This window comes from Pinisolibacter sp. DMC100, from assembly GCF_056313705.1.
Window position 1 is genome coordinate 346954 of the sequence record NZ_JBQUZT010000003.1, and the last position, 21199, is coordinate 368152.

General features: G+C 67.9%; 22 protein-coding genes and 1 tRNA gene. 14 read left to right on the forward strand and 9 right to left on the reverse strand.

From position 1 onward, the window contains the following. The first annotated feature begins 18 nt into the window (after window positions 1-18). The 3 genes from ACT541_RS14765 to ACT541_RS14775 all read left to right on the forward strand — a co-directional run bounded on the left by ACT541_RS14765 (window position 19) and on the right by ACT541_RS14775 (window position 2692). A complete protein-coding gene (locus ACT541_RS14765; RefSeq protein WP_476137846.1) occupies window positions 19-489 on the forward strand; it encodes a GatB/YqeY domain-containing protein in 471 nt (156 codons plus the stop codon). A 418-nt stretch (window positions 490-907) separates the two neighbouring features. Further along, window positions 908-1891 (forward strand): cytochrome-c peroxidase, encoded by a 984-nt coding sequence (locus ACT541_RS14770; RefSeq protein ID WP_476137847.1) that lies wholly within the window; start codon window positions 908-910, stop codon window positions 1889-1891. Window positions 1892-2218: 327 nt separating this feature from the next. Next, window positions 2219-2692 (forward strand): Fur family transcriptional regulator, encoded by a 474-nt coding sequence (locus ACT541_RS14775; protein WP_476137848.1) that lies wholly within the window; start codon window positions 2219-2221, stop codon window positions 2690-2692. Between the two features lie 44 nt (window positions 2693-2736). Here ACT541_RS14775 and ACT541_RS14780 read toward each other — a convergent pair whose 3' ends face one another. Next, window positions 2737-3093, reverse strand: coding sequence for a BrnA antitoxin family protein (locus ACT541_RS14780; protein WP_476137849.1), 357 nt, complete (start codon window positions 3091-3093; stop codon window positions 2737-2739). After that, window positions 3029-3346 carry a BrnT family toxin gene (locus tag ACT541_RS14785; protein WP_476137850.1) on the reverse strand — a complete coding sequence of 106 codons (318 nt, stop codon included), beginning with the start codon at window positions 3344-3346 and terminating at the stop codon, window positions 3029-3031. Before ACT541_RS14785 ends, ACT541_RS14780 begins: the two co-directional genes overlap by 65 nt. A 209-nt stretch (window positions 3347-3555) precedes the next feature. Between ACT541_RS14785 and dnaG the strand changes: the two genes are divergently transcribed. The 4 genes from dnaG (at window position 3556) to panD (ending at window position 8772) form a co-directional block, all read left to right on the forward strand. Further along, a complete protein-coding gene (dnaG, locus tag ACT541_RS14790; protein ID WP_476137851.1) occupies window positions 3556-5520 on the forward strand; it encodes a DNA primase in 1965 nt (654 codons plus the stop codon). A 406-nt stretch (window positions 5521-5926) separates the two neighbouring features. Further along, entirely contained in the window at window positions 5927-7918 is a 1992-nt protein-coding gene (gene rpoD, locus ACT541_RS14795) for an RNA polymerase sigma factor RpoD (RefSeq protein WP_476137852.1), read from the forward strand. Between the two features lie 75 nt (window positions 7919-7993). Continuing rightward, window positions 7994-8284 carry an HlyU family transcriptional regulator gene (locus ACT541_RS14800; RefSeq protein WP_476137853.1) on the forward strand — a complete coding sequence of 97 codons (291 nt, stop codon included), beginning with the start codon at window positions 7994-7996 and terminating at the stop codon, window positions 8282-8284. 137 nt (window positions 8285-8421) lie between these two features. After that, window positions 8422-8772, forward strand: a complete 351-nt coding sequence (gene panD, locus ACT541_RS14805; RefSeq protein WP_476137854.1) for an aspartate 1-decarboxylase — start codon at window positions 8422-8424, stop codon at window positions 8770-8772. 4 nt (window positions 8773-8776) lie between these two features. Here the strand turns inward: panD and ACT541_RS14810 are convergent, their stop codons facing one another. After that, a complete protein-coding gene (locus ACT541_RS14810) occupies window positions 8777-9145 on the reverse strand; it encodes a hypothetical protein (protein ID WP_476137855.1) in 369 nt (122 codons plus the stop codon). 179 nt (window positions 9146-9324) lie between these two features. Here ACT541_RS14810 and ACT541_RS14815 point away from each other — a divergent pair, with 179 nt between their 5' ends. Together ACT541_RS14815 and ACT541_RS14820 are read left to right on the forward strand one after the other, a co-directional pair. Beyond that, complete coding sequence (locus ACT541_RS14815; RefSeq protein ID WP_476137856.1) at window positions 9325-9720, forward strand: acyl-CoA thioesterase; 396 nt, start codon at window positions 9325-9327, stop codon at window positions 9718-9720. Window positions 9721-9778: 58 nt separating this feature from the next. Continuing rightward, window positions 9779-10393: a LysE family translocator gene (locus ACT541_RS14820; RefSeq protein WP_476137857.1), complete on the forward strand. Its 615-nt coding sequence runs from the start codon at window positions 9779-9781 to the stop codon at window positions 10391-10393. Between the two features lie 61 nt (window positions 10394-10454). Here the strand turns inward: ACT541_RS14820 and ACT541_RS14825 are convergent, their stop codons facing one another. Both ACT541_RS14825 and ACT541_RS14830 read right to left on the reverse strand, forming a co-directional pair. After that, a complete protein-coding gene (locus tag ACT541_RS14825; RefSeq protein WP_476137858.1) occupies window positions 10455-11036 on the reverse strand; it encodes a septal ring lytic transglycosylase RlpA family protein in 582 nt (193 codons plus the stop codon). A 284-nt stretch (window positions 11037-11320) separates the two neighbouring features. Next, on the reverse strand, window positions 11321-12055 hold the full coding sequence (locus tag ACT541_RS14830; RefSeq protein ID WP_476137859.1) for an SIMPL domain-containing protein: 735 nt from the start codon (window positions 12053-12055) through the stop codon (window positions 11321-11323). A 363-nt stretch (window positions 12056-12418) separates the two neighbouring features. Between ACT541_RS14830 and ACT541_RS14835 the strand changes: the two genes are divergently transcribed. After that, a tRNA-Ile gene (locus ACT541_RS14835) sits at window positions 12419-12494 on the forward strand. A gap of 29 nt (window positions 12495-12523) precedes the next feature. Here the strand turns inward: ACT541_RS14835 and ACT541_RS14840 are convergent. Continuing rightward, the gene (locus ACT541_RS14840; RefSeq protein WP_476137860.1) at window positions 12524-12763 is read right to left on the reverse strand and encodes a hypothetical protein; all 240 of its coding nucleotides are present in this window, start codon (window positions 12761-12763) and stop codon (window positions 12524-12526) included. A gap of 13 nt (window positions 12764-12776) precedes the next feature. Continuing rightward, window positions 12777-13772 (reverse strand): hypothetical protein, encoded by a 996-nt coding sequence (locus ACT541_RS14845; protein WP_476137861.1) that lies wholly within the window; start codon window positions 13770-13772, stop codon window positions 12777-12779. Between the two features lie 218 nt (window positions 13773-13990). Between ACT541_RS14845 and ACT541_RS14850 the strand changes: the two genes are divergently transcribed. After that, complete coding sequence (locus ACT541_RS14850) at window positions 13991-15013, forward strand: adenosine deaminase (RefSeq protein ID WP_476137862.1); 1023 nt, start codon at window positions 13991-13993, stop codon at window positions 15011-15013. A gap of 231 nt (window positions 15014-15244) precedes the next feature. Here ACT541_RS14850 and ACT541_RS14855 read toward each other — a convergent pair whose 3' ends face one another. Further along, window positions 15245-15973, reverse strand: coding sequence for a FadR/GntR family transcriptional regulator (locus ACT541_RS14855; RefSeq protein WP_476137863.1), 729 nt, complete (start codon window positions 15971-15973; stop codon window positions 15245-15247). Between the two features lie 221 nt (window positions 15974-16194). On the opposite strand from ACT541_RS14855, the gene ACT541_RS14860 reads away from it, so the two are divergent. The 3 genes from ACT541_RS14860 to ACT541_RS14870 all read left to right on the forward strand — a co-directional run bounded on the left by ACT541_RS14860 (window position 16195) and on the right by ACT541_RS14870 (window position 19533). Beyond that, entirely contained in the window at window positions 16195-17925 is a 1731-nt protein-coding gene (locus ACT541_RS14860) for an L-lactate permease (RefSeq protein WP_476137864.1), read from the forward strand. Window positions 17926-18013: 88 nt separating this feature from the next. Then, entirely contained in the window at window positions 18014-19144 is a 1131-nt protein-coding gene (gene lldD, locus ACT541_RS14865) for an FMN-dependent L-lactate dehydrogenase LldD (RefSeq protein ID WP_476137865.1), read from the forward strand. An 89-nt stretch (window positions 19145-19233) separates the two neighbouring features. Beyond that, entirely contained in the window at window positions 19234-19533 is a 300-nt protein-coding gene (locus ACT541_RS14870; RefSeq protein WP_476137866.1) for a hypothetical protein, read from the forward strand. A gap of 112 nt (window positions 19534-19645) precedes the next feature. On the opposite strand, the gene garD is transcribed toward ACT541_RS14870, so the two are convergent. Then, window positions 19646-21193, reverse strand: a complete 1548-nt coding sequence (garD, locus tag ACT541_RS14875; protein WP_476137867.1) for a galactarate dehydratase — start codon at window positions 21191-21193, stop codon at window positions 19646-19648. Window positions 21194-21199: the final 6 nt, after the last annotated feature.

Below are 21199 nucleotides of genomic sequence, written 5' to 3' on the forward strand. Positions count from 1 at the left end.
CGGTTTCGATTTCGGTGAATGCAGGAGAAGACGATGCGCGAGGAGATCAACGCGGCGGTCAAGGCCGCCATGAAGGCCGGCGAGAAGGCGCGCCTGACCACCCTGCGCATGATGGGCGCCGCCATCAAGGACAAGGACATCGCGGTGCGCGCGGACGGCCGCGCCGACGGCATCACGGACGGCGAGATCGCCGAGCTCTTCGCCAAGCTGGTCAAGAGCCGCGAGGATTCGGCCAAGCTCTACGACGACGGCGGCCGGCCGGAACTCGCCGCCAAGGAGCGCGAGGAGATTGCCGTCATCCGCGAGTTCATGCCGCGTCAGATGGACGAGGCGGAGGCCAAGGCCGCGATCACCGCACTGGTCGCCGAGCTCGGCGCGGCCGGGCCGAAGGACATGGGCCGCGTCATGGCGGCGCTCAAGGAGCGGTTCTCCGGCAAGATGGACTTCTCCAAGGCCTCGGGTCTGGTGAAGGCGGCGCTCGTCGGCTGATCTGTCCCCCGTCGCGGGGCTGCCCCCGCGATCGTTCGACGCCGGCCGTCGTCCGCACGGCCGGCGATCCACGCCTCCATCCCCCCGCATCGACCGTTCACCGTCGGGTGCGTCGCGGCTTCGCGACGCTCGGCGAAGGCGCGTGCGCGCCGCCCTGTCCGCGGCGACGTTTCTCGTTGAAACAACTCCGCTTTCCCCACTCTGCGGCAGAGTGACACGCGCGGCACAAATGTCGCAGACATCTTTGATCTGGAGCAAGTCTTAGATCGCGTCCAAATGGCATCACGCGTCCAGATCGGACCGACGCGTCGGCTTCTCTGGACGGAGAGGGCAGGCACAAGAACGTCGGACGATCCCGGGAGGAGGGGCCGCCGGAGCTTTCCGGCCATCCGATGGAGTTCGTCTCATGACGCGCCCGATGTCTCTGATTCTCGCATCCCTCGCCGCTCTCGCGACGTCGACCGTCGTCGCGCGCGCCGAAGAACCGATCCAGCCGATCCCTCCGGCCAAGATCACCAATGCCGCTCTCGTCGAGCTCGGCAAGAAGCTCTATTTCGACCCCCGCCTGTCGAAGTCGGGCTTCATCTCCTGCAACTCGTGCCACAACCTGTCGATGGGCGGCACGGACAACCTGCCGACCTCGATCGGCGACCACTGGCAGCAGGGGCCGATCAACGCCCCGACGGTGCTCAATTCGAAGATGAACCTGGCGCAGTTCTGGGACGGCCGCGCCAAGGATCTCAAGGCGCAGGCCGGCGGGCCGATCGCCAACCCCGGCGAGATGGCCTTCACCCATGCACTGGCGATCGAGGTGCTGGAGTCGATCCCGGCCTACGGCGCCGAGTTCGAGAAGGCCTTCGGCAAGCCGGGCATCGACATCGACAGGGTGACGACCGCCATCGCCGCCTTCGAGGACACGCTGGTCACGCCGAACTCGCGGTTCGACAAGTGGCTCGGGGGCGACAAGACGGCGCTCTCCAAGCTGGAACTCGCCGGCTACGAGCTGTTCAAGGACAGTGGCTGCGTCGCCTGCCACAACGGCCCGGCGGTCGGTGGTGCCTCGTTCCAGAAGATGGGCGTGGTCGCGCCCTACCAGACCAAGAGCAAGGCCGAGGGCCTCTCCGCGGTCACCGGCAAGGATGCCGACCGCTTCAACTTCAAGGTCCCGACACTCCGGAACGTCGAGATGACCTATCCCTACTTCCACGACGGCGCCTATTGGACGCTGACCGAAGTCGTCGACCTGATGGGTCGCCTGCAGCTCGGCAAGACGTTCACGGCGGAAGAGAACGCCTCGATCGTCGCCTTCCTCAAGACGCTGACCGGCGATCAGCCGGACTTCAGACTGCCGGTCCTGCCGCCCTCGACCGACAAGACGCCTCACCCGAAGCCCTTCGGCTGAGGACGGAACGACAAGACCTCCACGGCCGAAGGGCCGCGGACGACAGTGGTCCCGGCGCGTGCGACGTGCCGGGATCCGAACGAGACGGCCGGCGCGCACGCCCCCCTCTTTCCGCGCGTCGGCCGGCTCCTTCCGCCGGACGGCGGGCTCTCGCTCGGACGGGGAGCGGGGTCGGCGCCGACGGGATCTTCCGGGCCGGTGTCGGACGGAAGAACGCGATGGGACGGGACTTCGACACTCGTTCTAAGGGGTTGAACGCATCTACCGGCGGGAACTTCGACGTGCCATCCTGAAATTCTTCACCGCCGCAATCGGGACTTCGAGATCATGGGACGTGCTTCCTTCCTTTCGCCGCTGCTGACCGAGATCATGCTTCCCGAGACGCAGCGCAACGGCGAAGTGGGCGACGAACTGCTCGCCGATCGGCTGCGCCACGCCGGCATCGCGCTGACGCTGCAGCGTCTCGTCATCGCGCGCGTGCTGCTCGCCCATCCGATCCACCTGACGGCGGATCAGGTCTGGGGCCGGGCCAAGGAACTGATGCCGGAGATCAGCCGGGCGACGGTCTACAACACGCTCGATCTCTTCGAGCGCTCGGGCCTGCTGCGCCGCCTGATCATCGACGCCGACAAGGTGGTCTTCGATTCGAACACCCAGCCGCACCACCATCTCTACGACAGCTCGACCGGCGAGGTGATCGACATCGCCCCCGGCGAGATCAAGGTGATCGGCATGCCGACCCTGCCGGCCGGCGTCGAGCTGGAAGACGTCGACGTGGTGGTGCGCGTGCGCCGACGGTGACGTCGACGAGGGCAGGGCGCCGAGCGCTCGCCTACCGCGTCACATCATTCCGCCGCGTCGGGCTTGCGCTTGGCGCGGCGTTTCTGCGTGTGCGCCATGTAGGAGCGCAGCACGGCGTTGATCCGCTTCTGATAGCCGGGGCCGGCCTCCTTGAAGAAGGCGAGCACGTCGTCGTCGAGGCGGATCGAGATCGGCGTCTTGGACGGTGGCACGACGAGGACGGCGTTGTCCCAGTCGGGGTCCATGATGTCGGCGTCGGGATCGGACGCGATGGCGCGTTCGAGATCCTCCTCGGTCATCGCATCGACGCGTGCCCAGTCGGTCTCGTCCTTCAATTCACCCGTCGCCAGTTTGCGGAGGATTTCCTCCGCCGTATAACGCACGATACGCTCTTCGCTCATCGTCCCTCGCGATCCTCGCCGAGATGATGCGGATCTTCTCGCCCCGCATCGTGTAGACCACCGTCACGAATTTCGAGCCCACGAGAGCCGTGGTCTTTCGCCTTTCTTCGGTCGGGTGTCGGCTGGGTACGTCGACGTTCGAACCGAGAAACGCCAGCATTGCACGGGTGAAGTCGATGCCGTGCTTGGCGATGTTGGATTTCCGCTTGCTCTCGTCCCATTCGAAGGAGAGGGGTGCCGTTTCTTCGGTCATGGCGGTTCTCAAGACGTGACGGCGACGATCGTACTACAACTTCTGCGGGTTTTGACGTGCAGAGTGTATGGATCACGCCTCTCGAGCGGCCATCGGCGGTCGAAGATGGGGAGTTCTCTCGGCTTGTATATACAAAAATATATATTTCGGCAAGGGGGAGGCGTACAGCGGGCATCGCTTCCCGCCGCTCCATCCCCTATACTCCCCCCATGAAATACCCGCCGCACGTCCTCGACGAGATCCGGGCGCGGCTTCCGGTTTCGGAAGTCGTGGGGAGGCGCGTGCGCCTGAAGAAGCAGGGGCGGGAATTCGCCGGTCTGTCGCCCTTCAATCCGGAGAAGACGCCGTCCTTCTTCGTCAATGATCAGAAGGGCTTCTACCACTGCTTCTCGTCCGGCAAGCACGGCGACGTGTTCCGTTTCCTGATGGAGACGGAGGGCCTGACCTTTCCCGAGGCGGTCGAGCGGCTGGCGGGGGAGGCAGGGGTCAGCCTGCCCAAGCCCGACGTGCGCGAGGAGCGGCGCGAGCGTCATCGCGCCAGCCTCGCCGACGTCTGCGAGATGGCGGCGCGCTTCTTCGAGGAGAACCTGCGGCTCGGTCCCGGCGCCAACGCGCGGGCCTATGTCGAGAAGCGGCGGCTCGAGGCGCGCACGGTGCGCGAGTTCCGCATCGGCCATGCGCCGGCCGAACGCGAGGCGCTGAAGCGGCATCTGCTGGCCAAGGGCGTCGACGAGCCGTCGATGGTCGACGCCGGCCTCCTCATCAAGCCGGACGACGGACGGCCGACCTACGACCGTTTCCGCAACCGGCTGATGATCCCGATCCAGGACGAACGCGGCCGGGTGGTCGCCTTCGGCGGCCGCGCGCTCACCAGCGAGGACAATCCGAAGTATCTCAACTCGCCGGAGACCGAACTCTTCCACAAGGGCTTCATGCTGTTCAACGGCCACCGCGCGCGGGCGGCGGCCTACGATCAGGGTTCGGTCATCGTGGTCGAGGGTTATCTCGACGCCATCGCGGTGTGGCAGGCCGGCATTCCGGCGGTGGTGGCGACGCTCGGCACCGCCTTCACCGAGGATCAGATCCAGCGCATGTGGCGGTTCGCCGCCGAGCCGCTCGTCTGTTTCGACGGCGACCGCGCCGGCATCAAGGCGGCGCATCGGGCGATCGACCGCATCCTGCCGCATCTGAAGTCGGGCTTCTCCTTCAACTTCGTCTTCCTGCCGGACGGCAAGGACCCCGACGAGCTCGTCCAGCTGGGCGGGGCGGAGGCCTTCCGCGCCGAGATGGCGCGCGCCGTGCCGCTCGCCGACGTGCTGTGGGACCGCGAGACGCAAGGCGCCGCCATCGACACGCCGGAGCGCAAGGCGGCGCTGGAGAAGCGGCTGGAAGACCTCGTCCACGAGATCAAGGACCCCCGCGTCCAGCGCGCCTATCAGCTGCGCTTCCGGCTGAAGCTCTCCAACCTCTTCTGGTCGAGCGAGCGCGGTGAGAGCCGGGGCGGCGGCGGCTGGCAGGGCAAGGGCGGCCGTGCGCCGCAGGCCCAGCAGACGATGCCGCCGATGACCGGCGGCGATCTCGTCGGCATCGAACGGGTGGTGCTCGGCCTCTGTGTCGCCTTCCCCGACCTCTTCGAGGTAGCAGCGGAGCGCGTGCTGGCGCTCGACTTCGGGCTCGAGCCGCACGAAGCCTTCAAGCGCGAGCTGCACCGGATGGCGACGGAGGTCTCGGAGCTCTCGGTCTCCTCCTTCTACGAGGGCATCGACCCGCGCTTCTTCTTCCTGCTCGAGGAGCTGCACGGCGCGGAAGTGGTCGACGCCGAGGGGCGGGTGATCGAGCCGAGCGGCGGACGGCTCCGGTCGCGCTTCAAGGTGCTCGCCCATCACCCGCCGGAGACCTGGGTCGAGGGCTGCCTCTGGCACTTCCTCGATCGGCTGGAGCTTCGGCAGATGGAACGCGACCTCGACCGCGAGGTGGCGATGATCGGCGTCGATGCCGACGAGACGGTGGAGGCGCGCATCCTCGGCATGTCGCGCGACATCGCCCGCCGCAAGGAGGAATACGCCCGCCGCGAGCAGGAGCTGGCGGAAGAGGCCAAGGAGATCCGCCGATCGCACGGCGAACTGGTGCCGGCCGGTGGCATCTCGGCCGGAGGTGCTCCGCGCGGACGGTGAGGGCGGGTCCGGGAAGGCCCTCGGTGGCGGTTTTCGGCGGAGCTCGCATGCGCACGATTCGCATCGATCGGCGAATCGTGCGACGAATCACCCTTGCACAAAGTGATTCGCCCGTTACATATCCCCGTGGATTTCTCTCGCATCGGCGCCGCAATGGATGTGCGCGGGCGGACGGGATCCGGAATTGCGGGCGTTTCCCGTGACTTGCCTCTCTTGCTGTCGGGTTCCGGCGGCCGGTGGGGCCGGGTGCGTCGGTCGAACAGTGTCAATCGGAGCTTAACCCGAGCACCGTAATCCAACCCTTCGGCGCGTCGAACGCGATCGCTCCCCTCCGGTGTCGTCGATGACGGGGCCGTCGAGGGCGGGGCATCCGTCGGCGGGCAACGGCAATTCCAGGAGACCATCGATGGCAACCAAGGCAGGCGAGACGGAAGAGACCGAGGTCCAGGCGCCCGAGACCCAGGACGGTCCGCTTCTCGATCTCTCGGATGCCGCCGTCAAACGGATGATCAAGCTCGCCAAGAAGCGCGGCTTCGTCACCTATGACGAGCTCAACGAGGTGCTGCCCTCCGAGCAGGTCGCCTCCGAGCAGATCGAAGACATTCTCGCGATGCTCAACGAGATGGGCATCAACGTCGTCGAGACCGAAGAGGCCGAGGCGGAAGAGGGCGAGGGCAAGGCCGAGGACGAGGAGGCCGAGGGCGGCGATCTCGTCGAATCGACCGGTGCCTCGGTGCCGGCGCGTGCCGCCGCGCGCGAGCCGGCCGACCGCACCGACGATCCGGTCCGCATGTATCTGCGCGAGATGGGCTCGGTCGAGCTGCTCTCCCGCGAGGGCGAAATCGCCATCGCCAAGCGCATCGAGGCCGGTCGCGAGGCGATGATCGCCGGCCTCTGCGAGAGCCCGCTGACGCTGCAGGCCGTCATCTTCTGGCGCGACGAGCTCAACGACGGCAAGATCCTGCTGCGCGACATCATCGACCTCGAGGCGACCTACGCCGGTCCCGACGGCAAGAACGCCGGCGGCCCGCCGATGGTGCCCGTCGACGGCGAAGAGGCCGAACCGGAAGAGGAGGCCGCCGCCGCCGAAGGCGAGCTGGCCGAGGATTCCGAAGACGACATGGAGGGCAACGTCTCCCTGTCGGCGATGGAAGCGGAACTGAAGCCGAAGGTGCTGGAGATCTTCGATCTCATCGCCGACGACTACAAGAAGCTCGCCCGTCTGCAGGAGCAGCTGGTCGAGGGCCGTCTCAAGAGCGAGACGCTGTCGCCCTCCCAGGAGCGCCGCTACAAGAAGCTCAAGGAAGACCTGATCCTCCAGGTCAAGAGCCTGTCGCTCAATCAGGCCCGCATCGACAGCCTGGTCGAGCAGCTCTACGACATCAACAAGAAGCTGATGGGCTTCGAGGGTCGTCTGCTGCGTCTCGCCGAGAGCTATCGCGTCGGTCGCGACGACTTCCTCAAGAACTATCAGGGTTCCGAGCTCGATCCGCATTGGCTGCGTCGCGTCGCCAATCTCGGCACCCGCGGCTGGCGCGAGTTCGTGAAGTCGGAAGGCGACACGATCAAGGAATTCCGCACCGCGATCCAGAACCTCGCCTCCGAGACCGGGCTCGAGATCGTCGAGTTCCGCCGCATCGTCCACATGGTGCAGAAGGGCGAGCGCGAGGCGCGGCAGGCGAAGAAGGAAATGGTCGAGGCGAACCTGCGTCTCGTCATCTCGATCGCCAAGAAGTACACCAACCGCGGCCTGCAGTTTCTGGATCTGATCCAGGAGGGCAACATCGGTCTGATGAAGGCGGTCGACAAGTTCGAGTACCGCCGCGGCTACAAGTTCTCGACCTATGCCACCTGGTGGATCCGGCAGGCGATCACCCGTTCGATCGCCGACCAGGCCCGCACCATCCGTATCCCGGTGCACATGATCGAGACGATCAACAAGATCGTCCGCACGAGCCGCCAGATGCTGCACGAGATCGGCCGCGAGCCGACCCCGGAGGAGCTGGCCGAGAAGCTCGCCATGCCGCTGGAGAAGGTGCGCAAGGTCCTCAAGATCGCCAAGGAGCCGATCTCGCTCGAGACCCCGATCGGTGACGAGGAGGATTCGCACCTCGGCGACTTCATCGAGGACAAGAACGCCATCCTGCCGATCGACGCGGCGATCCAGTCGAACCTGCGCGAGACGACGACCCGGGTTTTGGCCTCGCTCACCCCGCGCGAAGAGCGTGTGCTGCGCATGCGCTTCGGCATCGGCATGAACACCGATCACACGCTGGAAGAAGTCGGCCAGCAGTTCTCGGTGACGCGCGAACGCATCCGCCAGATCGAGGCGAAGGCGCTGAGGAAGCTCAAGCACCCGTCGCGGTCGCGGAAGCTGCGGTCGTTCCTCGACAACTGATCGAACCCGCGATCGGCCCCGGCAAGTCCGGGGCCGATCCGTTTCCGCCCGCGAACAGGCGGCGAGGTCTTTCCGATGTCCTTCCTCAAGCGTCTCTTCGGTCTCGGCGGCGGCGAGGCTTCGCCCAAGGGCGAAGCGGAAGCGCCGGCGGTCGAATGCGCCGGCCACGTCATCCGCGCCACGCCCTACAAGGACGGCGGTCAGTGGCAGCTCTGCGGCGTCGTGTCGAAGACGATCGACGGGGTGGCGAGGGAGCACCGCTTCGTCCGGGCCGATCGTTTCGTCGACCGCGACACGGCGATCGAGATGGCCTTCGTCAAGGGCCGCCTCCTCGTCGAACAGCTCGGCGATCGCCTCTACGACTGAGAAACGGGGCGGAAAACCGCCATTGTCGGACGGTCGTCCGAGAGACTTTCGCGCTGGCCATCGCGGCCGCGAAGGTTTAGAAGCCCAATCCCCGGAGACGCCTCGACGGCGTCGCGACCGACCGAAGGGCCTCTCCCATGCTTCTCACGATGATGCGCGCGAAACTCCACCGCGCCACGGTGACCCGCGCCGATCTCCATTACGAAGGCTCGATCTCGATCGATCGCGATCTGATGGATGCGGTCGGGTTCCTCGCCAACGAGCAGGTCGACGTGCTCGACATCGACAACGGCGCCCGCTTCACGACCTATGTCATCGAGGCGCCGCGCGGCTCCAAGGTGATCGGCGTCAACGGCGCGGCGGCGCGCCTCGTCCAGACCGGCGACAAGGTGATCGTGCTCTCCTACGCCCAGATGACGCGCGACGAGGCGGAGGCCCATGTCCCCACCGTCGCGCTGATGGACGAGGGCAACGTGATCAAGGGGTGAGGCCTCACACCAGCCCGGCGAGGCCGAGGGCGGCGACGCCCGCAAACAGCGTCCACTGCGGGAATTCGCCGAAGCCGAGGCGGTGGCGGACGACCATGACGATGTTCCAGGCGGCCGAGGCCAGGGCGATCGCCGTCGCCGCGACCGCGAGCTCCGGCCCGCGTCCGGTCACGGCCGGCCAGAGATAGAACGCCGCCAGTGCCACCAGCTCGATGGTGACGAGGTGCCAGCACAGGTGGGCGCCGTATTTGATCTGACGATCGTCGATCGCCAGCGCCATCAGCGGCCGATCGATGTCGCGCCCGCCGAAGACGACGTGCACGGCGGCGGTGAAGGCGGCCGCGAGGCCGGCGGCGATCCACCAGAGGTTCATGCGCTCTCCCCGTCTTCCATTCGAAGGTGTGGCCATCATGGCGAGGGCGAGGGGCCCGCGCGAGCCGGGTGCCTGAGGCCCGGTGTCGCAGCTCCGACGTTCGCCATGGTGACGGCGCGACGGTTTCGTCCCGGCGGCGACTTGCTCTAACCTGTCGGCGAGAGAGGAGCCCGTCGCGCATGACCGAAGAGACCGAGATCGAGAACCCCCGCGGCGAACTCACCGTCCGCGTCATCGCCATGCCGTCGGACACCAACGCCAACGGCGACATCTTCGGCGGCTGGGTGCTGTCGCAGATGGACGCCGCCGGCGGCATCCGCGGCGTCGAGCGGGCGCAGGGCCGCGTCGTCACCATCAAGGTCGACACGCTGACCTTCATCCGCCCCGTGAAGGTCGGCGACGTCCTCTGCGTCTACACCGACGTCGAGAGCATCGGCCGCACCTCGATGAAGATCCACATCGAGGCCTGGGCGCGCCGCTTCCTCACCGCCACCCGCGAGAAGGTGACGGACGCGACCTTCACCTTCGTGGCGGTCGACGACGACGGCCGGCCGCGGCCGATCCCGGTATCGTGATTTCGAAGGCGTCGTCGCGGCGTGGCAGTCTGCCGGCTCATCGACCGGAGACCTCGCCATGTTCGGATGGGAATTTCTCCTCACCACGCTGATCGTCGTCGCCTCGCCCGGCACCGGCGTCGTCTACACGCTCGCGGTGGCGCTGGGCGCGGGGCGGCGGGCGAGCATCGTCGCCGCCTTCGGCTGCACGCTCGGCATCGTGCCCCATCTCTTCGCCGCCCTCGTCGGGCTCGCGGCGCTGCTGCATGCGTCTGCCGTGGCCTTCGCCGCGGTGAAGTGGGCGGGCGTCGGCTATCTCCTCTACATGGCGTGGCGGACGGTGCGCGACGGCGGCATGCTGCGGGTCGAGGCCTCCGGCCCGGTGCGGTCGGACCGGGCGATCGTGCGCGACGGCATCGTGCTCAATCTCCTGAACCCCAAGCTCTCGATCTTCTTCGTCGCCTTCCTGCCGCAGTTCATGACGGCGGACGATCCGACGCCGATCCTCACCATGCTGGGGCTGGGCGGGGTCTTCATGGCGCTGACCTTCGCGGTCTTCGCCGTCTACGGCGTCTTCGCCGCGGCGATGCGCGACCGGGTCGTCTCCAAGCCGTCGGTGATGCGGGCGCTGCGCGGTTCCTTCGCCGCCGCCTTCGTCGGTCTCGGCGCCAAGCTCGCGCTGACCGAACGTTGAGAAAAGCGAAAAGGCCCCGGACGATGCCGAGGCCTTTCGATCTTCGTCGGTCGCGATCGCGTCAGTTGGCGGCGCGGTTGCGGTTCATGACGTAGGCGTCGCGCTCCTCGAGCGCGACCTTGACCTCGTCGCTCTGGGCGGCCGTCGCTTCGGCCGGCTTCGCGGCGTGGCGGTCCTTGCGGCCGGCGGGGACGGAGCCGGTGGTCTCCGGCTCCTCGGTGGCGGCGACGCGGGTCGAAGTGGTCGCCTCGCCGGCGGTGACGGTCTCGAGCGAGACGCGGGTCAGGCCGGCGCCGACGAAGCCGAGTTCGCCGGCGGCGGCCTGCGACAGGTCGATGATGCGACCGCGGATGAAGGGGCCGCGATCGTTGATGCGAACGACCACCGAGCGGCCGTTCTTCAGATTGGTGACGCGCATGTGGGAGCCCAGCGGAGCGGTCCGGTGGGCGGCCGTCATGGCATGCATGTTGAATCGCTCGCCCGAGGCGGTGGGGCCGCCGTGTTCGGAGCGACCGTAGAACGAGGCGACACCTTCGGCCGCACCGGCCGGCAGCGACGCCGCGAAGAAGAGAGCGCCGCCGAGGAACGCCGAACGCACGACTCCACGCTGCCGCGAAGCGGCATCGTCACGGGTGATGATCATTCCCATTTCTCCAAGTCACGGAGCGGACCGGGCGCTTCGCCTTCTCGTCCTGCTCGCGGCGACGGCGGGAACCGGGGACGCGCCCTGTCGTTCCATCAGACCGTCTGTCATGACCGGCACCGACCCTCATTCGTCGACGGGTGGTACATGCCGGCTCGCGGGACGCCGGACGACGTATCGGACGTCGGCCGGTGCCGTGATTCCCGGCGCGGCGCCTCTCGCTGCCGCGATCCGGGCGTTCCCCCGGCGTCTCGCACGGACGCCCTCGGGGGGAATTCCAATGTCTATTTCGTCTCGCGCGGTGCCAGTTCCCACGTGATGGTCACGGTCGCGGAGATCGACCGGCTGCCGGCCTCGACGGGCACGGCGCGGTCGGAAGCCATGGCGGCCTTGGCGAAGACGCGCGGCATCGGTCGGTCGGTCGACTGCTCGCCGATCGACAGGACGCGCACCAGGCGCTCGCCGGCGGCGCCGGCCAGAAGCTCGGCACGCGCCCGCGCGGCGGCCACGGCGGCGAGCCGGGCCTCGTCGCGACGCTTGTCGGCGTCGGAGACGTCGAAGGCGATGCCGGAGACGGAATTGGCGCCGCGAGCGACGAGGCGCTCGAGCAGCGGGCCGAGGTCGGCGAGGCGGCGGACCTTCAGCGAGAACTGGTTGGTGACGGTGTAGCCGGTGATGCGGGCGGAACCGGACGAGGCGGTCGACGACGCCCAGACGGGCTGCACGGAGAAGTCGACGGTGGCGACGTCGGCCTTGTCGAGACCGGCGGCGCGGGCCTCGGCGACGAGCGCACTCGCGGCCTCGTCGGCCTTCTTCATCGCCTCGGCGGTGGTGCGGCCTTCCGAGACGACGCCGACCGAGACGTCGGCGATGTCGGGCGTGGCGGAAACCTCGCCGGTGGCGGTGACGACGAGCGTGGGGACGACCGGTTCGGCGGCGATCGCGGGGCGAGCCAAGGCGAGCGCGGAGAGAAGTGCGATGGTGCCGGCCCGCATCCCGTGGACGCGTCCCGTCTTCATGCCCGTCTCGCGGCTGGATCGTTCGACCTTCGCGCTCTTCAAACCGTGCGACCTCTCGGTTCCGAAACAAAAGCCGCTCGCATGAATCCCTCCACGCAAACGGCCCGACGAGAGGAGATTGCTCAGAAAAAAATGTTCACAAAGTGGCAAACCGTCTTGCGCGGTCGGCGACGCCCTCCGCGAGGGGCGAGTCGCCGCCGTCTCGGTGCCATTCGGGGGCCATCGGCGCGACGACGCGCCACCGCCGGAGCGTGCGCCTCGGCGCCGATGCATCTTGTCAGTCCGCAGGCGATCTGCGAAGACGGCGGCACCCTCGAGGGCGACCGCGCGACGGTCGTCCGCGAGGCCGGCGACCCGGTCGTCGGGCCCGTAGCTCAACGGTCAGAGCTGGCCGCTCATAACGGCTAGGTTGGGGGTTCGAATCCCTCCGGGCCCACCATTTCCGCCGAGACCGCCACCGGCTCTCGCTCAGCCGCCGCTGCCCTCCGGGTCGGTCAGATCGATGATCCACTGATCGAGTGCGGGATGGGCCTTGGCCAGCGTGGCGAGTTCGCGCACCGTCGACTTGTCGACGGTGACGCGCAGCTTGCCCGATGCGGCGGCGTCCCGAAGGGCCTTCTCGACATCGGGATTACCGTGGACGTTGCGGAAGAAGGTCGAGAAGCGATCGAGCGTGACCTTCGGGTTCGGCGTTGTCTTCTTCGCCATGGGACGTGCTCCTTCAACGAACGAGCTGGAAACGGATCTCGCGGCCGAGATAGCTGGAGAGGCCGAAGCGTGCGGCGGCTTCGGCGTCGATCCTCGTCGGGCGGACCGGCGGAACGATCAGTGCCGAACGGTTCCAGGATTCGAAGACCAGTTGCTGCAGAACCGCCGGGTCGTCGGCCGCGGTCAGGTTGACGGTGAGCTTGTGGATGTCGGTCCGCGTGTTGGCGGCGGTCAGCTTGCCGGTCGTCAGCGTCACCGGCGCGGAGACCGGCGTGTAGGTGATCGAAGGCGCGGCGGTGAGGGCCACTTCGGTCGTGAACACCAGCCTCTCGGTCATGGTGGACGGCGTGCTCGACCGCTTGCGCACCGGCGCGTCGGTCAGGACGAGGTCGAAGAAGGCGCGCACCGTGCGGTCGAGACCGACGTTTCCGGCCATCGGATAGATCTTGTCGTCGATCGTCGTGTCGAGGCCGTCGCAATAACGCGGTTGCAGATCCCAGAGCTTCTCGAACGTGTCGGACGTATCGAACGTCCGAACGTTCTGCCGGCTGCGGTCGGCGTGGCCGCTCAGGCCCAGCACGCCGGTCGCGCTCGCCAGAGCGCGCGTCAGTCCGATCTCTGCCGAGAGATTGTTCGATTCCGTGATGTCGAATTCGAAGTTGTACGCGATGCCGGTCTTCATGGCCGTCTCGAAGACGGCCGAGAAGCTCGCCAGTCGTTTCTCGCGTTCGAGTTCGGCGCGAACCTCGGGAAGCGAGCGCGGATCTTCCTTCAATCGTCGACCGAAGTCGTGGAGCATCGCGACACCCTGAGCCGAGTTCGGATCGGCCGAGTGGCGGGCGAGCATCCAGTTCCCCAAGACCTCGGCGATCGCGTCGCGGGCCTCGCAACGCACGCGGCGGACGATGTTGTGGGTACTGACGCCGGTGAAGTCGATCGGGTCGGGATGTGTGGTGCAGCCGGACAGAACGATGACGGAAGCCGACGCGAGCAGGACGGACGATCTCATGGCTCTTCCCCCCGGAAAGTCTGGAATTCCCCCGGATCGGATTGAACCACCGACGCCCTCTGCGAGCAATGAAAAGGTTAAACAACCGTAGTTCTTCTCGTCATGCGGGAAGTGCTGCCTGCCGGACCGGCGATCGCGGAGGGGGGATGCGTCGACCGAGCGTCGACAGGCGTTCCCGATCCGGCGATGATCGCGCGATCGGCCCTCGGAGATTCCCCATGCCTGCGCTCGATCCCGCCTTCGCGTCCTTCCTCGTCGGCCTGCCCAAGGCCGAACTCCATGTCCACATCGAGGGGACGCTGGAACCCGAGACGATCTTCGCGCTCGCGGAACGCAACGGCGTCGCGCTCGCATACCCGAGCGTCGAGGCGCTCCGGGCGGCCTATGCGTTTCATGATCTCCAGTCGTTCCTCGACATCTACTATGCCGGGGCGAGCGTGCTTCTGACCGAGGACGACTTCCACGACATGGCGAAGGCCTATCTCGACCGGGCGCTCGCCGACGGGGTGGCGCGGGCCGAGATCTTCTTCGATCCGCAGACCCACACGGCGCGCGGCGTCGCCATGGGCACGGTGATCGCCGGGCTGACGCGGGCGCTCGAGGGCGCGCGGGCGAAGGGGCTCTCCTGCGATCTCATCCTCTGTTTTCTGCGACATCTCTCGGAGGAAGACGCGATCGCGACGCTCGAAGCGGCGTTGCCCTATCGCGAGGCCTTCATCGGCGTCGGGCTCGACAGTTCCGAGGTCGGCCATCCGCCGGAGAAGTTCGCCCGCGTCTTCGCCGAGGCGCGGCGGCAGGGGCTGCGCATCGTGGCGCATGCCGGCGAGGAGGGGCCGCCGGCCTACATCCGCTCGGCGCTCGACGTGCTCGGCGCGGAGCGGATCGACCACGGGGTGCGCTGCCTCGAAGACGCGGAACTCGTCGCGCGGCTCGCGGCGGAACGGGTGGCGCTGACCGTCTGTCCGTTCTCCAACGTGCGGCTGAAGGTCTGCGAGCGGCTCGAGGACCATCCGCTGCGGCGGATGCTCGAGGCGGGGCTCGCGGTCACCATCAACTCCGACGATCCGGCCTATTTCGGCGGCTACGTCGCGGCGAACTGGCTCGACACCTTCGCCGCTCTCGGCCTCGACCGCGCGGCGGCGATCACCATCGCCCGCAACGGCTTCGACGCCGCCTTCGTCGACGACGCGGAACGGGCGCGGCTGAACGGCCTGCTCGACGCCTACGTCGCGGCGGGGTGATCTCGCCCAGGTCGTAGGTCCCCTGGGCCCGTAGCGGAGGTCCTTCATCCTGAGGTGCCCGGCAGAGCCGGGCCTCGAAGGGCGAAGGGCCGAGAGGCACGGCCCGTCGTGGCTTCGTGTTTCGAGGCTCGGCTACGCCGAGCACCTCAACATGAAGCCGAACAGGGGAGGGGCGTTCGAGCGCTCCCTGTTCGACATGACGCTCGGCACCCGAGCGCGGCGGGGTGAGCCTCAGCGGCCGAGCACTTCGGTGCGGCCGAAGCGGCGGAGCGCGCGGCCGATGCGCATCTCCTCGTCCTGGAGGCGTTGGAGCGTCTCGGCGGTGAAGCGGATGTGTTCGGTGGCGTGATGTTCCGCCGCCGCGACGTCGCCGGCGATCACGGCCTCGCCGATCGCCAGATGCTGGGCGAGCAGCACGTCTCGGGCGCCGGGCGCGATGTAGAGCTTGCGGCGGCTGTAGAAGACGTCCGAGCGCAGCAGCTCGGAGAAGGCCCGCATGACGTGGAGCACCACGAGATTGTGCGAGGCCTCGTAGATCAGCATGTGCAGATCGGCGTCGCTCTCGGTCTCGGCCGAGGGGTCCTCGAGCTCGTGGTTTCGCTTCAGCGCCTCGAGACAGTCGCGGATCGCCTGACGGTCGAGCTCCGTCGCGCGCTCGGCGGCGTGGCGGGCGGCCGGACCCTCGACGATGGTGCGATACTCGAAATAGTCGGTGACGACGCGGGCGTTCGACTGCAACAGCGTGGCGAGCGGGCTGGTCAGCGGCGTCATGAACTGGGCGACGTGGGTGCCGGCGTGGCTGGTCACCAAGAGGCCGCGCGTCGCCAGGCGGTCGATCGCCTCGCGCAGCGACGGGCGCGACACCTCCAGCCGTTCGGCCAATTCGCGCTCCGGCGCCAGCCGTTCGCCGGGCCTGAGCGCACCCTCGAGAATCAACTGCTCGATGTGATCGGCGATCACGTCGGCAAGTTTCTGATTTCGCACAGGTTCCAAATTCGCCTCCCGACGCGGCCCGTTTCTTTCGATCGAACCGGTTCGACCCTACACGGGCGCTCGGTGCGATGCAGCCTTGCAAATCGTATGAAAAACCACTAAGGCGGCGTGGACAAGTTTTTTGTCCACAAATCGAAGTCGGTCAAACCGACCGTGGGGATCGGAGACCGACAGGGAGGGAAATCGCCATGGTGTGGAATCAGATCTATGACCCGCTCGGCAGCGCGGTGCTGTCGACGCTCGCCGCCGCCCTGCCGGTGGTGGTGATGTTGATCGGCCTCGGCCTCCTGCACATGAAGGCGCACACCGCCGCCATCGCCGGCCTCGTGGCGGCGCTCGGCGTGGCGGTCTTCGCCTTCGGCATGCCGGTGCAGAAGGCGAGCCTCGCCGCCGGCATGGGCGCGGCCTACGGCCTGCTGCCGATCGGCTGGATCGTGCTCAACATCATCTTCCTGCATCGCCTGACCGAGGAGAACGGTCTCTTCGCGGTGCTGCAGCGCTCGATCGCCGGCATCACCGACGACCGCCGGCTGCAGCTGCTCCTCATCGCCTTCTCCTTCGGCGCCTTCTTCGAGGGCGCGGCGGGCTTCGGCACGCCGGTGGCGGTGACCGGTGCCATCCTGATCGGCCTCGGCTTCTCGCCGCTCGCCGCCTCGGGTCTGGCGCTCATCGCCAACACCGCGCCGGTCGCCTACGGCGCGCTCGGCACGCCGGTGATCGCGCTCGCGGCCGTCACCGGGCTCGATCTGATGGACCTGTCGGGCATGATCGGTCGCCAGCTGCCGTTCTTCTCGATCATCGTGCCGTTCTGGCTGATCTGGGCCTTCGCCGGCTTCCGCGGCATGATCGCGATCTGGCCGGCCATTCTGGTCGCCGGCGCCACCTTCGCGGTGCCGCAGTATCTGATCTCGAACTTCCACGGCCCCTGGCTGGTCGACGTCGTCGCCGCCATCGTGTCGATGGTGTCGCTGATCCTCTTCCTCAAGGTCTGGTCGCCGGCGCAGATCTGGACCTCGACCAAGCTCCAGGGCCACGACGAGGACGCCTCCGTCGCCGCCGTCGCCAAGCCGCACGGCGCCATCGTCGGCATCGACTACGAGACGATCGACGCCGACACCGGCACGGTCTCGGCCAAGGAACTGGCGAGCCGCCCCGACCGCGCCCTGCTGGTCAGGGCGTGGCTGCCCTGGGCCATCCTGACGGTCTTCGTGTTCCTGTGGGGCATTCCGGCGGTCAAGGGTTGGCTCGACGGCCTGTCGGTCCTCAAGTTCCCGCTCGCCGGTCTCCACAACGAGATCGCCAAGGTGCCGCCGGTCGTCGCCAAGGTGTCGCTCGAGCCCGCCGTCTACACGCTCAACTGGCTGTCGGCCACCGGCTCGGGCATCCTCGCCGCGGCGGTCATCGGCGGCCTGCTGATGGGCTACGGTCCGCTGGCGCTGGTGAAGGCCTATGGCCGCACCATCTGGCGGGTGCGCTGGTCGCTCCTGACCATCGCCGTCATGCTGGCGCTCGGCACGCTCACCAAGTACTCCGGCATCGACGCGACGCTCGGTCTCGCCTTCGCGCACACCGGCTGGGCCTACCCGCTGTTCGGCACGCTGCTCGGCTGGCTCGGCGTGGCGCTGACCGGTTCGGACACGGCCTCCAACGTGCTGTTCGGCGGCCTGCAGAAGACGACCGCCACCCAGCTCGGCCTCAACCCGGTGCTGATGGCGGCGGCCAACTCGTCGGGCGGCGTCATGGGCAAGATGATCGACGCCCAGTCGATCGTCGTCGCCTCGACCGCGACCGGTTGGCAGAACGGCGAAGGCCCGATCCTGCGCTACGTCTTCTTCCACTCGATCGCGCTGGCCGTGCTCGTCGGCATCCTGGTGATGCTCCAGGCCTACGTCCATCCGTTCACCCTGCTGGTGTACTGATCGAACCCGAAGGGCCGGGGGATTTTCCTCCCCCGGCTCTTCGTCCATCATCCGCCTTCAGGCTCTTCGACAGAAAAGGGTATTCGCGATGATCATCTCGTCGGCGTCCGACTATCGCGAGGCGGCGCGCCGCAGGCTGCCGCGCTTCCTGTTCGACTACATCGACGGCGGCGCCTATGCCGAACACACGCTCAGGGCCAACGTCGCCGATCTCGAGGGCGTCGAACTGCGCCAGCGGGTGCTGAAGAACGTCGAGAGCCTCGACCTGACCACGGAACTCTTCGGCGAGAAGCTCGCCATGCCGGTGATGTTGAGCCCGGTCGGGCTCACCGGCATGTTCGCCCGGCGCGGCGAGGTGCAGGCGGCGCGGGCGTGCGCGGCGCGCGGCGTGCCCTTCATCCAGTCGACCGTCTCGGTCTGCTCGATCGGGGAGGTCTCGGCGGCGGTGGCGAAGCCGATCTGGTTCCAGCTCTACGTGCTGAAGGACCGCGGCTTCATGAAGAACGCGCTCGAGCGCGCCATGGCCGCCGGCATCACCAAGCTGATCTTCACCGTCGACATGCCGACGCCCGGCGCGCGCTATCGCGACGCCCATTCCGGCATGTCCGGCCCCTTCGCCGCCCAGCGCCGCGTCCTGCAGGCGATGACGCATCCGTTCTGGGCCTTCGACGTCGGCGTCATGGGCAAGCCGCACGATCTCGGCAACGTCTCGAAATATCTCGGCAAGTCGACCGGCCTCGCCGACTACGTCGGTTGGCTCGGGACGAATTTCGATCCCTCGATCGGCTGGGCCGACCTCGAATGGATCCGCGACTTCTGGAAGGGCGACATCGTCATCAAGGGCATCCTCGACGTCGAGGACGCGCGCGAGGCGGTGAAGTTCGGCGCGAGCGGCATCGTCGTCTCCAACCACGGCGGCCGCCAGCTCGACGGCGTGCCGTCGTCGGCGCGCGCCCTGCCGAAGATCGCCGACGCGGTCGGCTCGGACCTGACGGTGCTGGTCGACGGCGGCGTGCGCTCCGGTCTCGACGTGGTGCGCATGCTGGCGCTCGGCGCCAGGGGCGTGCTGCTCGGCCGTGCGCCGACCTATGCACTCGCCGCCGACGGGCAGCGCGGGGTGGAGAACCTCCTCGACATCTTCGCCAAGGAGATGCGCGTCGCCATGACGCTGACCGGCACCACCAAGATCGCCGATCTGGATCGCTCGATCCTGGTGTGAATCGGGGCGCGTTCCGCGACATTCTCCCGATCTCGGCAAGGGTTTCTCGAGAGTTCGCGGCGCAGGGTCGGGGCGGAGGTTTCCCGCTCTTGTCCCTTTCCGTCTCCTCGATCGCCCTCTCGGGCATGAACGCCGCGTCGCGCCGCATGGAAGCGGCGAGCGTCTCGATCGCCGACATGACGACGTCGATGTCGTCGGGGTCGACCGCCACGACGGTCGCCGCGTCGTCGGGCGGGGCGAGCGTGCCGGGCCTGTTCTCGACCTCGGTCGAGGATCCCGCCGCGGCGCTCTCCGACATGCTCGGCGCCAAGCTCGTCTATGCGGTGGCGGCGAAGACGATGCAGGTCGACCGCGAGAACATGCAGGTTCTGCTCGACGCCATGGCGTGATCCGCCCGGCGACGTCGAAATGAAGACGGCGGCCCTTCGGCCGCCGTTTCCGCTTGCGCCGCCGGGTGGGTCAGACCACGGCGGCGGGCGATGAGAGTTCGTGCGCGGCCGATCAGGTCACCGGCGCCGGGTTGAACAGGGCGAGCGAATTGCGCAGCCCCCAGCGGTCCGACCACGGCTTCTTGCCGCTCGCGACGTCGAGGATCTCGCGGAAGATCCGCCAGCCGACTTCCTCGACGCTCTCGTGGCCGGTGGCGATGGTGCCGGCGTCGATGTCCATCAGGTCGTGCCAGCGCTTGGCGAGGTCGGTGCGGGTGGCGACCTTGATCACCGGGGCGGCGGCGAGGCCGTAGGGCGTGCCGCGGCCGGTGGTGAAGACCTGAACCGTCATGCCCGAGGCGAGCTGCAGCGTGCCGCAGACGAAGTCGGAGGCCGGGGTCGCGGCGTAGATCAGGCCCTTGGTCACGGCGCGTTCGCCGGGGGCGAGGACGGCGCCGATCTGCGAGGAGCCCGACTTGATGATCGAGCCGAGCGCCTTCTCGACGACGTTGGCGAGGCCGCCCTTCTTGTTGCCGGGCGACGGGTTGGCGGCGCGATCGGTCTCGCCCGAGGCGAGGTAGCGATCGTACCAGGCCATCTCGCGCAGCATGGCGCGGCCCACTTCTTCCGTCGCGCAGCGCGGGGTCAGCAGGTGGACGGCGTCGCGCACCTCGGTCACTTCCGAGAACATCACCGTGCCGCCGGCGCGCACGATCAGGTCGGCGGCGAAGCCGACCGCCGGGTTGGCGGTGACGCCGGAGAAGGCGTCGGAGCCGCCGCACTGGACGCCGACCACCAGGGCGGAGGCGGGGCAGGGCTCGCGGCGGCGCTGGTCCAGCACCTTCAGGCGGGCTTCCGCCATCTCGAGGATGCCGTCGACCATCGCCTGGAAGCCGACGAAGCGCTCGTCCTGCAAGGACAGGATGTTGGCGGCGGCGTCTTCCTTCGAGAGGTTGGGCATCAGCCGTTCGGGCTGGAGCTTCTCGCAGCCGAGACCGACGACCAGCACCTCGCCGCCGAAGTTCGGGTTCTGCGCGAGATTCTGCAGGGTGCGGATCGGCACGATCGCGGCGGGGGCGTTGATCGCCACGCCGCAGCCGTAGACGTGGCCGAGGCCGACGACGTCGTCGACGTTCGGGTACTTCGGCAGGAGCTTCTCGCGGATGATCGCGACGACGTGGTCGACCACGCCGGCGACGCACTGGACGCTCTCGGAAATGGCGAGGACGTTGCGCGAGCCGACCGAGCCGTCGGCGTTGCGGTAGCCCATGAAGGTGTAGCCTTCGAGCGGCTCGTGCTGCGGCGCCGGGCGGGTGGCGAGCGGCAGCGTCTCGAGCGCCGGGGCCTCCGGCAGTTCGATGGCGAACTCGTCGACCCACGAGCCCTTCGGCAGCGGGCGCACGGCGTGGCCGAGGATCTCGCCGTAGCGGATCACCGCCTCGCCGACGGCGACGTCCGAGAGCGTCACCTTGTGGCCCTGCGGCACGTCGTCGACCAGCGTCAGGCCGTCGTCGAAGACGGTGCCCTTCTTCAGACCGCCGGAGTTGACGACGATGGCGACGTTGTCGCGGGCGTCGAGGCAGATCCTGCGGGGGCGGTCGGTGGTTGCGGGGGTGGTCATTTCGTG

Coding starts and splice junctions, on each gene's coding strand:
- ACT541_RS14825 (WP_476137858.1), bottom strand. CDS start 11,036: ATGATCATCACCCGTGACGATGCCGCTTCGCGGCAGCGTGGAGTCGTG.
- ACT541_RS14770 (WP_476137847.1), top strand. CDS start 908: ATGTCTCTGATTCTCGCATCCCTCGCCGCTCTCGCGACGTCGACCGTC.
- ACT541_RS14775 (WP_476137848.1), top strand. CDS start 2,219: ATGGGACGTGCTTCCTTCCTTTCGCCGCTGCTGACCGAGATCATGCTT.
- ACT541_RS14845 (WP_476137861.1), bottom strand. CDS start 13,772: ATGAGATCGTCCGTCCTGCTCGCGTCGGCTTCCGTCATCGTTCTGTCC.
- ACT541_RS14850 (WP_476137862.1), top strand. CDS start 13,991: ATGCCTGCGCTCGATCCCGCCTTCGCGTCCTTCCTCGTCGGCCTGCCC.
- panD (WP_476137854.1), top strand. CDS start 8,422: ATGCTTCTCACGATGATGCGCGCGAAACTCCACCGCGCCACGGTGACC.
- dnaG (WP_476137851.1), top strand. CDS start 3,556: ATGAAATACCCGCCGCACGTCCTCGACGAGATCCGGGCGCGGCTTCCG.
- ACT541_RS14765 (WP_476137846.1), top strand. CDS start 19: ATGCAGGAGAAGACGATGCGCGAGGAGATCAACGCGGCGGTCAAGGCC.
- ACT541_RS14780 (WP_476137849.1), bottom strand. CDS start 3,093: ATGAGCGAAGAGCGTATCGTGCGTTATACGGCGGAGGAAATCCTCCGC.
- ACT541_RS14830 (WP_476137859.1), bottom strand. CDS start 12,055: ATGAAGACGGGACGCGTCCACGGGATGCGGGCCGGCACCATCGCACTT.
- rpoD (WP_476137852.1), top strand. CDS start 5,927: ATGGCAACCAAGGCAGGCGAGACGGAAGAGACCGAGGTCCAGGCGCCC.
- ACT541_RS14840 (WP_476137860.1), bottom strand. CDS start 12,763: ATGGCGAAGAAGACAACGCCGAACCCGAAGGTCACGCTCGATCGCTTC.
- ACT541_RS14815 (WP_476137856.1), top strand. CDS start 9,325: ATGACCGAAGAGACCGAGATCGAGAACCCCCGCGGCGAACTCACCGTC.
- ACT541_RS14785 (WP_476137850.1), bottom strand. CDS start 3,346: ATGACCGAAGAAACGGCACCCCTCTCCTTCGAATGGGACGAGAGCAAG.
- ACT541_RS14810 (WP_476137855.1), bottom strand. CDS start 9,145: ATGAACCTCTGGTGGATCGCCGCCGGCCTCGCGGCCGCCTTCACCGCC.
- ACT541_RS14800 (WP_476137853.1), top strand. CDS start 7,994: ATGTCCTTCCTCAAGCGTCTCTTCGGTCTCGGCGGCGGCGAGGCTTCG.
- ACT541_RS14820 (WP_476137857.1), top strand. CDS start 9,779: ATGTTCGGATGGGAATTTCTCCTCACCACGCTGATCGTCGTCGCCTCG.
- lldD (WP_476137865.1), top strand. CDS start 18,014: ATGATCATCTCGTCGGCGTCCGACTATCGCGAGGCGGCGCGCCGCAGG.
- ACT541_RS14860 (WP_476137864.1), top strand. CDS start 16,195: ATGGTGTGGAATCAGATCTATGACCCGCTCGGCAGCGCGGTGCTGTCG.
- garD (WP_476137867.1), bottom strand. CDS start 21,193: ATGACCACCCCCGCAACCACCGACCGCCCCCGCAGGATCTGCCTCGAC.